The 10,921-nt window shown below is 66.4% G+C and carries 10 protein-coding genes; 3 read left to right on the forward strand and 7 right to left on the reverse strand.

Annotated elements, in window-relative coordinates:
- Nucleotides 1-427: 427 nt before the first annotated feature.
- Complete coding sequence (locus tag ACFOOR_RS12315) at nt 428-871, forward strand: glyoxalase superfamily protein (protein WP_343165228.1); 444 nt, start codon at nt 428-430, stop codon at nt 869-871.
- Between the two features lie 135 nt (nt 872-1,006).
- On the opposite strand, the gene clpB is transcribed toward ACFOOR_RS12315, so the two are convergent.
- The 5 genes from clpB to prfA all read right to left on the reverse strand — a co-directional run bounded on the left by clpB (nt 1,007) and on the right by prfA (nt 7,476).
- A complete protein-coding gene (gene clpB / locus ACFOOR_RS12320) occupies nt 1,007-3,628 on the reverse strand; it encodes an ATP-dependent chaperone ClpB (protein WP_343165217.1) in 2,622 nt (873 codons plus the stop codon).
- 128 nt (nt 3,629-3,756) lie between these two features.
- Nucleotides 3,757-4,566, reverse strand: coding sequence for a DUF4167 domain-containing protein (locus ACFOOR_RS12325; protein ID WP_343165218.1), 810 nt, complete (start codon nt 4,564-4,566; stop codon nt 3,757-3,759).
- 233 nt (nt 4,567-4,799) lie between these two features.
- On the reverse strand, nt 4,800-5,654 hold the full coding sequence (gene prmC, locus ACFOOR_RS12330) for a peptide chain release factor N(5)-glutamine methyltransferase (protein ID WP_343165219.1): 855 nt from the start codon (nt 5,652-5,654) through the stop codon (nt 4,800-4,802).
- The gene (locus ACFOOR_RS12335; protein WP_343165220.1) at nt 5,651-6,409 is read right to left on the reverse strand and encodes an MOSC domain-containing protein; all 759 of its coding nucleotides are present in this window, start codon (nt 6,407-6,409) and stop codon (nt 5,651-5,653) included. The genes prmC and ACFOOR_RS12335 overlap by 4 nt, the downstream gene beginning before the upstream one ends.
- Nucleotides 6,406-7,476: a peptide chain release factor 1 gene (gene prfA / locus ACFOOR_RS12340; protein ID WP_343165221.1), complete on the reverse strand. Its 1,071-nt coding sequence runs from the start codon at nt 7,474-7,476 to the stop codon at nt 6,406-6,408. The genes ACFOOR_RS12335 and prfA overlap by 4 nt, the downstream gene beginning before the upstream one ends.
- A gap of 109 nt (nt 7,477-7,585) precedes the next feature.
- Between prfA and ACFOOR_RS12345 the strand changes: the two genes are divergently transcribed.
- The gene (locus tag ACFOOR_RS12345) at nt 7,586-8,347 is read left to right on the forward strand and encodes a tetratricopeptide repeat protein (RefSeq protein WP_343165222.1); all 762 of its coding nucleotides are present in this window, start codon (nt 7,586-7,588) and stop codon (nt 8,345-8,347) included.
- Here ACFOOR_RS12345 and ACFOOR_RS12350 read toward each other — a convergent pair.
- Both ACFOOR_RS12350 and ACFOOR_RS12355 read right to left on the reverse strand, forming a co-directional pair.
- Nucleotides 8,344-8,763, reverse strand: coding sequence for an MAPEG family protein (locus ACFOOR_RS12350; RefSeq protein ID WP_343165223.1), 420 nt, complete (start codon nt 8,761-8,763; stop codon nt 8,344-8,346). The two genes, ACFOOR_RS12345 and ACFOOR_RS12350, sit on opposite strands and share 4 nt — an antisense overlap.
- A 244-nt stretch (nt 8,764-9,007) precedes the next feature.
- A complete protein-coding gene (locus ACFOOR_RS12355; RefSeq protein ID WP_343165229.1) occupies nt 9,008-9,589 on the reverse strand; it encodes an LOG family protein in 582 nt (193 codons plus the stop codon).
- A gap of 97 nt (nt 9,590-9,686) precedes the next feature.
- Between ACFOOR_RS12355 and ACFOOR_RS12360 the strand changes: the two genes are divergently transcribed.
- Nucleotides 9,687-10,769: a hypothetical protein gene (locus ACFOOR_RS12360; protein ID WP_343165224.1), complete on the forward strand. Its 1,083-nt coding sequence runs from the start codon at nt 9,687-9,689 to the stop codon at nt 10,767-10,769.
- The last annotated feature ends 152 nt before the right edge of the window (nt 10,770-10,921 follow it).

The raw sequence follows: 10,921 nt of genomic DNA on the forward strand, positions 1-10,921 counted from the left end.
GAGGGGAAAAGGGCCGGGAGGCTGAGCGTTGGCCAGCCGACCGGGGTGGGGGTGTCTTGCAGGCACGCTCACCCCACCCCGCTCCCGTCGTCCTGTCGGACGCCGCTCGCGTCCCTCCCCATCAATGGGAGGGAAAACAGATATCAGTCGCGCATGTCGTCGCGGAGCTCGACATACTGAAGTTCCCAGCTGACCGGGTCGTCGGGATGAAACTAGAGCGGACGGCGCGCGCCTTGACGGCCGCCGAACCCGCGCCTACATGCCGCGCCTCGGGTCTGAAGGCACCTGCCGCTCGCACGGTGAAAGCCGCTGGTGAAGTCCTTCGCTTGATCATCCTGTTTCGGTTTCCTTCCGGAGACATCCCGAAACGAAGGCAATGCGAGCCCCTTTGTCTCAGCGCGGATGTCCGTGGAAAGAGACTGACATGATGACGAAGACTTCTCCCCTTCCTTCCATCGAGGCCCTGAAGGCGCAGGCGCGCAATCTGCGCGGCTCGCTCGAGCGCGAGGGCAATTTCATCAAGCATGGCGAGGCGCTGGAATTCATCGCCGCGCAGTACGGCTATCGCGACTGGAACACGCTGCACGCGGCCGTCGGCAATGCACCGCGCGGTGCGTTGGCGGTCGGATCGAAGGTCAGCGGGGCCTATCTCGGCCAGCCCTTCACAGCGACCATCCTGTCGCTCACCGCTCTGGGCGGGGGAACGCACTACCGCGTCTCACTCGACCTCGACGAGGCGGTCGATGTGGTGCGATTCGACAGCTTCTCGGCCTTCCGCAAGCGGATCAACGGCACGGTCGACAAGCGTGGGATATCCCATGCCCACACGTCGGACGGCACGCCGCACCTCGTGATCGAGGTCGCGGGGTAGGCACGACTTCTTGCCCTCCCCCTTGAGGGGAGGGCCGGGAGGTTGAGCGATAGCCAGCCGACCGGGGTGGGGGTGTCTAGCGGTAACGCTCACCCCACCCCGCTCCCCTTCAAGGGGAGGAAAACAGCGCGGTGTCTACTGGATCGTCGCCTGCGGCGGCGGCGCGAAGGCGGTGCCCGGGCCGGCGAGTTTGTGACCGTTGATCACGAGGTGGCCGTCCTCGGCGCTGACCTTAACCGCGTCGCCATCCTTCAGCTCACCATTGAGGATCAGCCGCGCGAGCGGGTCCTGGACCTCCTTCTGGATGACGCGCTTCAGCGGGCGTGCGCCATAGGCGGGGTCGTAGCCCTTGGCGGCAAGCCAGTCGCGGGCCTTGTCGTCGAGTTCGATCGTCATGCGGCGATCGGCCAGAAGAGATGCCAGGCGCTTCATCTGGATGTCGACGATGGCGCCCATGTGCTCGCGGGCGAGCTTGCGGAACAGGATGACCTCGTCGATCCGGTTGAGGAATTCCGGCCGGAAGTGCGCCCGCACCGCATTCATCACGGCACCGCGCGCGCTTTCCACATCGTCGGCCGCCTGGAGGAATTCCGCGCCGAGATTGGATGTCATGATCAGCAGCGTGTTGCGGAAGTCGACCGTGCGGCCTTGACCGTCGGTCAGACGGCCGTCATCGAGCACCTGGAGGAGCGTGTTGAACACGTCCGGGTGCGCCTTCTCGATCTCGTCGAACAGGATGACCTGGTAGGGTCGGCGGCGGACCGCTTCGGTCAGCGCGCCGCCCTCCTCGTAGCCGACATAGCCCGGCGGCGCGCCGATCATGCGGGAGACGGAGTGCTTCTCCATGTATTCCGACATGTCGAGGCGGGTGACCGCCTGTTCGTCGTCGAACAGGAAGGCGGCGAGCGTCTTGGTCAGTTCGGTCTTGCCGACGCCGGTCGGGCCGAGGAAGAGGAAGGAACCGATCGGGCGGGCGGGATCCTTCAGACCCGCGCGCGCCCGGCGGACGGCGTCGGACACGGCTTCGAGCGCCTCGTCCTGGCCCACCACCCGGCCCCGGAGGGCGTTTTCCATCGCCAGCAGCTTGTCGCGTTCGCCCTCAAGCATCTTCTCGACCGGCACGCCGGTCCAGCGCGAGACGATTGCGGCGATCTGCTCGGCGTCGACGACCTCGTTGACCAGGGCCCCGTCGGCGTCGTGCTTTTCGGTCTCCGCGACCTTAGCCTCGAGCGCGGGAATGCGGCCATACTTGATCTCGGAGGCGCGGGCGAGGTCGCCGCGGCGTTCCGCGTCAGCCAGTTCGGCGCGCAGCCGGTCGAGCTGTTCCTTCACCTCGGTGGAGGAGGCCAGTTTTTCCTTCTCGGCGCGCCATTCGGCGGTCAGGTCGTCGGACTTCGCCTGCAGCTCGGCGAGCTCGCCCGACAGGGTTTCGAGCCTTGTCTTCGAGCCCTCGTCCTTTTCCTTCTTGAGCGCTTCGGCCTCGATCTTCAGCTGGATGATCCGGCGGTCGATCTCGTCGAGCTCCTCGGGCTTGGAATCGACCTGCATGCGCAGGCGCGAGGCGGCCTCGTCCATCAGGTCGATCGCCTTGTCCGGCAGGAAGCGGTCGGTGATGTAGCGGTTGGACAGGTTCGCCGCCGCGACGATCGCACTGTCGGCGATCCGTACGCCATGGTGCACCTCGTACTTGTCCTTGAGGCCGCGCAGGATGGAGACGGTGTCCTCGACCGTCGGCTCCGCTACGAAGACCGGCTGGAAGCGGCGGGCGAGCGCGGCGTCCTTCTCGACATGCTTGCGGTATTCGTCGAGCGTCGTTGCGCCGACGCAGTGCAGTTCGCCGCGTGCCAGGGCGGGCTTCAGGAGGTTGGACGCGTCCATCGCGCCGTCGGTCTTGCCGGCACCGACCAGGGTGTGCATCTCGTCGATGAAGAGGATGATGCGGCCATTGGCGTTCTCGACCTCGTTCAGGACCGCCTTCAGGCGCTCCTCGAACTCACCGCGGTATTTCGCGCCGGCGATCAGCGAGCCCATGTCGAGGGCGAGGAGTTGCTTGTCCTCGAGGCTTTCGGGCACATCGCCATTGACGATGCGCAGCGCCAGCCCTTCGACGATGGCGGTCTTGCCGACCCCCGGCTCGCCGATCAGCACCGGATTGTTCTTGGTACGCCGGGACAGGACCTGGATGGTGCGGCGGATTTCCTCGTCGCGGCCGATCACCGGGTCGAGCTTGCCCTCGCGGGCCGCCTCGGTCAGGTCGCGGGCATATTTCTTCAGGGCTTCATAGGTGTCTTCGGCCGACTGGCTGTCGGCGGTGCGGCCTGCGCGCATGTTGTCGGTTGCCTGGTTCAGGGTTTGCGGGGTGACGCCGGCCTTCTTCAAGGCCTCGGCGGCCTTGGTTCCGGGCTGCAGCGCGAGGCCGAGCAGGATGCGCTCGGCGGTGACGAACTGGTCACCGGCCTTCTTCGCGGCCTCTTCAGCGGCGGCGAAGACTTTCGCGGTTTCCGCCGCGAGGTAGAGCTTTCCCCCGCCGCCCTCGACCTTCGGCAGGGCGCCCAAGGCCGCGTCGGCGCCGGCGGCGGCGATGTCCGGCTTGCCCCCGGCGGCGGCAATCAGGTTGCGCGCCAGCCCGCCCTCATCGTCGATGAGGGCCTTCAGCAGGTGTTCGGGGGTGAATTGCTGATGGCCGGCCTTCAGGGCCAGGCCTTGCGCGGCCTGGACGATCTGGCGCGCGCGGTCGGTGTAGGTCTCGAAATCCATGGCGGACGTATCTCCCGGAAACGGCAAGAAACGGTGAAGGCCGCCGCCCCGTTCGGGCACGGACGACCTTCGGTCACGCTGGATTTAGGTGTGACTTATGGGTCACACAAGGGGTAGGCCCGAGGAAATCAGGCCGCTTCGTCGGCTGAGGGCTTTCCGCCATCGGCCGCATCGCTGGCCGCGTCGAGTGCCGCCTGGGCTTCACCGTTCTCGGCGCTTTTCGGTCGGCGTCCCCGGCGCTTGGGGCGCGGCTGCTCGTCAGCGTCACCCGACTCGCCGCGCGCATTGTGCTCGGCTTCCGGGTCCACGACTTTCAGCGGATCATGGCCGGCATCCTCGCGGTCCCGGGGACGGCGGCCACGGCGCGGCCGGTTATCGCCGCCATCGTCATTGCCATTGCCATTTCCGTCACCACCACCGCCGCCACGCGGACGGTTGTCATTGTCATCACCGTCATCGTCGCCGCGATTGTCATCGCGGTTGCGGCGATTGCGGTTCCGGTCTCGGCCCTGGTTCTGGCCCTGGTTTTGGCCCTGACCTTGGTTCTGGTTCTGGTTCTGGTTCTGGCGATTGCCGCGATTGTCGCGATTGTCATCGCGGTCATCGTCGCGATCGTCGTCATCCCGGTCGCGATTGCGGCCGTTCTGATCGCCCGGATAGCCGCCCTGACGGTCGTCATCGTCGCGTTCATCGTCGCGATTGTACCGCTGGGGCTGGTTCATCTGCATGATGCGGAAATAATGTTCCGCGTGCTGCAGCAGGTTTTCCGCACGCACCCGATCACCGGACGACGCAGCGTCGCGGGCCAGTTGGGAATACTTCTCGTAGACCGTCGCGGGGTTGCCGCGAATCTTCACCTCCGGACCGTTGCTTTCGTAAGAACGATTCGGATTGCCTCCGCCGGACTTGCCCCGGCCGCGACCACGTTGACGCTTCATGCCTGCCTGACCTCGTCGATTAGGCTGTCTGTTCCTGGCAAGGTTCCGCGCCAAAATCGCGCTGGAACCGGTACGCCGGTAATGTGACGGTTCTTTCGGATTGCAAGGGCCGGATCAATCGCAGGTCGGTGTACTATCCGGCCGCGACAGTCCCCCGTCTGGCGCGTACCGCCTGCTCGCTTCAATACGTAGACTGCATTGCGCGGGGCTGACAAGCGGTTTTATCCGTTCCTTCACTTGGGTTTCAGTGCGTGGACCACGCGATCATTTCCGCCGAGGTCGCAGCGTACGCCGATTCCGGTGAAGCCGGCATCCGTCGTCAGCGCGCAGACCGCGGCCGCCTGGTCGAAGCCGATCTCGACCGCCATCGGTGCGCCCGGCTTCAGGACACGGAAGAGTTCGGGCAGCAGCGCGCGGTAGGCCTCGAGCCCGTCTTCGCCGCCGTCGAGGGCAAGCGCGGGGTCATGGTCGCGCACTTCCGGCTCCAACCCGGCGATCACCGCTGTCGCGATATAGGGCGGGTTGGACACGGCAAGGTCGAAATCGGTGCCCTTCAATCCGCCGGCCCAACTGGTCTGACGAAAGCCCGACCGCCCGTCGAGACCGTTCCGCGCCGCGTTGCGTTCGGCCATTTTCAGCGCCGCCGCGCTGATATCGGTGCCGATCCCGTAGGCATTCGGGCGCTCCTTCAGGATCGCCAGCAGGACCGCGCCCGATCCCGTGCCGACGTCAAGGACGCGCTGAATGCCGGGCGCCGAAGGCATCTGGTCCAGCGCCGTCTCGACCAGCGTCTCGGTATCGGCGCGTGGAATCAGAACGTCCGGCGAGACTTCGAGGTCGAGCGTCCAGAAGGGCTGGTTGCCGAGAATGTGAGCCAGCGGCTCCCGGGCGAGGCGGCGCGCCGCCATCGCTTCCAGGCGTTCGGCCTCGTCCGCCGTGATAACCCGGCGGCCTTCGGCGATCAGGCTGGCGCCTTCAAGCCTGGTGGCGGCGGAGACAAGATATTTTGCCTCCAGCGCGGCATCGGCGATTCCAGCCTCGCCGAGCCGTCCGGCAAGTTCGCGGCGAGCGTCGTTGAGTGTGGTCATGCGGTCGCCCGGTCGCCGACGGCGATCCGGCCGCCCACCGTCACGCGGGCATAGAGGCCGCAATCGCGGTGACCATAGAGCCGCATCAGTTCGGGGACGGTGTCGATGTCGCGTTCCGCCGTATGGGGGTTCACATGCGTCGCCGTGCAGCGTTCGATCGGCTTGATCCCGGTCAGGACGGCCGCACCGATCCGGATTTCCCGGTCCGCCATTTCGAGTTCGGACCAGGCCGGCCAGTTCTCGACCATGATATTGCCGCGGAAGCGGGCCGGATCGACCGGCCGGCCCAGCCGCGTTTCGAGGTCACGCAGGCTTTCGAGATTGATGATCGAGACGAAGCCGGAGCGGGAATCCATGAAGCGGTGCGCATCCGGTGCAGCAAGGACGTTCAGCGGGCCGCCGACCGCGTCACCCAGGACCCCCTTCAGCCAGATGGCAAACATCCGGCGCCCCGCCTCGCCCTCCATGTCGGCGGAGATCTCGCCGAAATCGGGATGCCAGGCGATCAGTGTTCCGGTGTCGTCGTCATAGCGGGTGCGCACCGCGGCGATTTCCGGCAGGCGCGCCAGAACGGTGAAGCGAATCTTGGAGATGTGCTGCGGGTCGTCCGGGTCGAAGCCGGACGGACCGTCCTCGACCGCGAACATGCGGTCTCCCGGAAAGTGCGCGTCGGCGGTCAGGGTCGCGGCGTCGAGCGGTTCCGGCGTGAAGCCCTTGACCGGATGGCGGGCAAGCGCGGCGACCCGCCCCGTCATGCGTCTTCCAGAGCGGCGAGGCGTGCGGCCTCGTCCTCGGCGATCAGCGCGGAGACGATGTCGTCGAGCGCTTCGCCGGAGAGCACGGCGTCCAGCTTCTGCAGCGTCAGGCCGATGCGGTGATCGGTGACGCGGCTCTGCGGGAAGTTGTAGGTGCGGATCTTTTCCGAGCGGTCGCCGGAGCCGACCTGACCCTTGCGCGCGGCGGCGCGGGCGGCGTCCTTTTCGGAGCGTTCCTTCTCGTATAGGCGGGCCTTCAGGACCTGCATCGCCTTGGCACGGTTCTGGTGCTGCGACTTCTCCGCCGAAACCACGACGATGCCGGTCGGCAAGTGAGTGATGCGGACCGCGGATTCGGTCTTGTTGACGTGCTGACCGCCGGCGCCGGAGGCGCGCATCGTGTCGATGCGGATGTCCTCGTCGCGCACGTCGATGTCGACTTCCTCGGGTTCGGGCAGGATGGCGACGGTCGCCGCCGAGGTGTGGATGCGCCCGCTGGCTTCGGTCGCGGGCACGCGCTGGACGCGGTGCACGCCGGATTCGAACTTCATGCGGCCGAACACGCCATTGCCGGAGACCGAGGCGATGACTTCCTTGAAGCCGCCGGCATCGCCCTCGCTTTCGGAGATCACCTCGAAGCTCCAGCCCTGTTTCTCGGCATAGCGCCGGTACATCGCGAACAGATCGCCGGCAAACAGCGCGGCCTCGTCGCCGCCCGTGCCGGCGCGGATTTCAAGCACGGCATCGGCCGCGTCGTCCTTGTCCCGGGGCAGCAGCATGCGGGCCATTTCGGCCTCAAGCAGCGGCAGGCGCTTCTTCAGCGCATAGAATTCCTCTTCCGCCAGCGCGGCCATTTCCGCGTCGTCGCCGTCCATCATCGCTTCGAGATCGTCGAGCTCGGCGCGCGCCTCGTGCAGCGCGATCGCCTTTTCCGCGACCGGCTTCAGCTCGGCATGTTCCTTGGACAGACGGACGATCTCGTCGGGATCGCCGGCCGCGCCGAGGCGGGCCTCGACTTCCTCGAAGCGGTCAATGACCTGGCGGAGACGGGTTTCGGGTGCGTGCATGCGCGGGTTGATAGCGGGAAAAGCGCGGCAACGGAATGCGCTTCCTTCAGCGACTCGCCCTCTGCCAAACAGGCGTTAAAATGCCCGCCGGGGAAGAAGGGACGAGACGATGCTGCGCGCCTTGATGGCCTTGGGTGTGACGCTGGTGACCGCGACGCTGATCGTTGCGTGGCTTGAGTTCACGCGCGAGCCGGACGTCGAGGTGGTCGACTTCGTCCCGCCAACCGAAGAGGAAAAGGAAGCCGACGCCTTCGAGGGTCCGGTCTTCTTCGCGGATGAAAGGCTGGCACGGGCGACGCGGTGCACCGTTCACGACATGTCGATGTCGGACGGCTTCTCGGACGAATGGTGGGTGCGGTTCAACGCGATGGAGGGCGATGACGCCCTCATCCGGCAGGTCGAAGCCGAGGCCGAAGCCGGCAGTGTCGAGGCGATGGAACAGATCGCCTTTCACCTCGCCAGCCGCGGCGGGGACGGCACCGAGGACGCCGCCCGCGCCTGGATGGTCCGAGCCGCCGACGCGGGCAGCGTGTCGGCGATCAACGAGATCGGCTACAGCTACACGCACGGCACGCTCGGCCATGAGCGCGACGTCGAGGCGGGCGTCGGCTGGCTGATGCGCGCCATGGAAGCGGGCGATCCGCTGGCGGCCAGCAATCTGGCGAGCCTCTATGCCGAGGGCGAGATCGCGCCGCCCGCCGGCATGGATGCGCAAGCCGCCTCTCTGGAAGCACACCTCGTGTCGGCCGCCGGGTGCTACCCGCCCAGTCTCGAAGTCATCTCCGACCGGCTGAAGCGCGGCCGCGGCGTACCGCGCGACCTCGACGCCGCAGGCTGGATCGACCGCAATCTGCGCATCTACCGGAACTAGCCGGCGAAGACGCGCAGCGCCGTGATCAGCCACAGCACGAAGAGCACGATCGATCCGAGCGTGAAGATCGCGAAACGCGCCGGGACGAAATTGATCGTCGCCTGCATCAGCGAGTGCACGACACGGATTGCGACATAGGCCCAGGCCAGAGCGAGCGCGGCACTGTCGGCTCCGCCCAGTGCGGCAATCACCAGGCAGACGGCGTAGAACAGCACCGGCTGTTCGTGCAGGTGATTGTAGTTGTCGGCGATCTGCTTGACCTTGACCGGTAGCGGGTCGAGGTCGGATTTCTGCTTCAGCTTCGCGGCGTTCATCTTCGCGGCCTGCATGGCCGGGATGCGCGTGGCGTACATCCACAGCCACATCACGAACGTCCAGCCGACGAGCGCCAAGACCGGCGCGAGTATCGTGTTCATGTCCTCATCCCTCCCGAGGATTGGTGCGGCGCGCATGGTGTGGCGTGCGCGCCGGAACGGGAAGGGAGATTCTTGAATTGGGCGGTTTCTGAGGCTGCGCGTCTCCCTTCTCCCCTTTTGAAGGGGAGAAGGTGCCCGAAGGGCGGATGAGGGGTTCTGCTCCGAAATCGAAGTGAGGCGCCTACCCCCTCACCCGGCGCTTCGCGCCACCCTCTCCCCCAAATGGGGGCGAGGGGAAGAACCGCTAGGTCTGCCTGAGCTTGATGTGGACCCCGGTCACCGGAGGCTCATAGCCCGCGAAGGCGTCAAGCAGGGCATCCGGCGTATCACCGACATGCAGCATGGAGCGCGTGCCCTGGCCGACGAAGCCGGTAGCGGTCATGCGGTCGAGAAAGTCCAGCAGTCCGTCGAAATAGCCTGCGGCATTCATCAGCCCGACCGGCTTTCTGTGCTGGCCGAGCTGGGCCCAGGTCCAGATCTCGAACAGCTCTTCCATCGTGCCGATCCCGCCCGGCAGGGCGATGAAGGCGTCGGAGAGCTGTTCCATCATCGCCTTGCGCTCATGCATCGAGGCCACGATGCGCATGTCGGTGACGCCGGAATGGGCGACCTCCTTGATGGCGAGGAATTCCGGAATGATGCCAGTCACCCGCCCGCCCGCCTCGAGACAGGCGTCGGCGACGATGCCCATCAGGCCGACCGCGCCGCCGCCATAGACGAGCGTGATCCCGCGCTCGGCGAGCGCGCGGCCCATGGCCTTCGCGGCGCGGGCGAAGTCGGCGTGATTGCCCGGGCTGGAGCCGCAATAGATGCAGACGGATTTCATCACAGCCGGCATAGGGAATTCTCCATGACCTGTTCCCGGTCCCGCGACTCGCGCGCGCCGCTATCCTAGGCGCAACAGGCCGGGATGGGAGGCGGATATGCGGATGATGTCAGCACTGGTGCTGGGGGCGTCGCTGGCCGGCACGGCCGCGGCCGATCCGATCGTCGTGCCGACGGAGATGTGCCGGGGCTATTTCTTCGTACCGGTCAGTCTCGCGGCGCGCGAGGGCTATCCCGATGACCGGGTGCTCTGGTTCCTTTACGACACGGGCGCCTCGACGACCTATGTCGATCCCGAGGCGATCGAGCGGGTGTCAGGGCGGAGCATGGCGGGGCTGGAGCGGGTGACCATCACCGGAGCGACGGCTGGGCCGGTGAATTACAACCGCCTGCCCGCGCGGCTGTCCCAGCTCGATCATCTGTCGATCGCGCTCGGCCGCGAGATCGACGGCATCCTCGCCTATGACGGGTTCGACGATTATCTCGTGACGCTCGACTATGCCGCCGGGCAGATCCGGCTGGACTCCGGGCGCCTTCCGCGACCCGACGGTCAGACCGTCTTTTCCGCGCGCGGCCCGGACGACCGGCCCTGGCTGGAGGTCGAATTCCCGAACCGCACACGGCGGATGCTGATCGATTCCGGGGCGGGCGCGACGATCTTCGCGGTGAACGATATCGAGCGCTATCCGCTGACCGAGCCGCCACGGCCGGTGACAGCGGCGACGCGTTTCAACCGGATGGAGTATCGCGATGGCAGCCGGATCGACGGCGAGGTCCGGCTCGGCCCCCACATCCTGCCCTCGCCACAGGTCGAGGACGTGCCGCAGACCGAACTGATCGGCGGCGAGGTGATGCGCTTCTTCACCTGGACATTCGATTTCGAGCGCGAGCGCGTGAGCATCGAACCGCGTACCGGGCTTGCCGTCACCTTCCCGCCCGAACCCGCACTCGGCCTGTCCTTCCGCCCGGTCGCTGACGGCCTGCATGTCGAGGCGGTGCTCGATGGTGCGGCGGACGGGATCGACATTCTCCCCGGCGATGTGATCACGCACTGGAATGGCCGCCCGGTTCGCGCACGCGGCTGCGATACGCTGGCGGCGGGCGAGGTTGTCACCCTGACCCGGGTACGCGGCGGCCAAAGCGCGGTCGTCGATGTCCCGGTCGTGGTTCTGGTGGAGTAAGAGCGTCTTTCATCACCCCCGCGAAAATGGGGGTCCAGCTTCGCCGGCGCTCTGGATTCCCTGAGTTCTCAAACGAAGTGCAACACCTTCCTAGGGTGTTGCGATGGGACAGCGATATCGACATTTCAGCGTTGAGGAACGGGTTGAGATTT

The sequence above is a fragment of the Hyphobacterium vulgare genome (assembly GCF_042643335.1).
In the GTDB taxonomy this organism is placed as follows: domain Bacteria; phylum Pseudomonadota; class Alphaproteobacteria; order Caulobacterales; family Maricaulaceae; genus Hyphobacterium; species Hyphobacterium vulgare.

What these genes read in the sequence shown, in the direction of transcription:
- ACFOOR_RS12315 (WP_343165228.1), top strand. Translation starts at nt 428, where the DNA reads ATGACGAAGACTTCTCCCCTTCCTTCCATCGAGGCCCTGAAGGCGCAG.
- clpB (WP_343165217.1), bottom strand. Translation starts at nt 3,628, where the DNA reads ATGGATTTCGAGACCTACACCGACCGCGCGCGCCAGATCGTCCAGGCC.
- ACFOOR_RS12325 (WP_343165218.1), bottom strand. Translation starts at nt 4,566, where the DNA reads ATGAAGCGTCAACGTGGTCGCGGCCGGGGCAAGTCCGGCGGAGGCAAT.
- prmC (WP_343165219.1), bottom strand. Translation starts at nt 5,654, where the DNA reads ATGACCACACTCAACGACGCTCGCCGCGAACTTGCCGGACGGCTCGGC.
- ACFOOR_RS12335 (WP_343165220.1), bottom strand. Translation starts at nt 6,409, where the DNA reads ATGACGGGGCGGGTCGCCGCGCTTGCCCGCCATCCGGTCAAGGGCTTC.
- prfA (WP_343165221.1), bottom strand. Translation starts at nt 7,476, where the DNA reads ATGCACGCACCCGAAACCCGTCTCCGCCAGGTCATTGACCGCTTCGAG.
- ACFOOR_RS12345 (WP_343165222.1), top strand. Translation starts at nt 7,586, where the DNA reads ATGCTGCGCGCCTTGATGGCCTTGGGTGTGACGCTGGTGACCGCGACG.
- ACFOOR_RS12350 (WP_343165223.1), bottom strand. Translation starts at nt 8,763, where the DNA reads ATGAACACGATACTCGCGCCGGTCTTGGCGCTCGTCGGCTGGACGTTC.
- ACFOOR_RS12355 (WP_343165229.1), bottom strand. Translation starts at nt 9,589, where the DNA reads ATGAAATCCGTCTGCATCTATTGCGGCTCCAGCCCGGGCAATCACGCC.
- ACFOOR_RS12360 (WP_343165224.1), top strand. Translation starts at nt 9,687, where the DNA reads ATGCGGATGATGTCAGCACTGGTGCTGGGGGCGTCGCTGGCCGGCACG.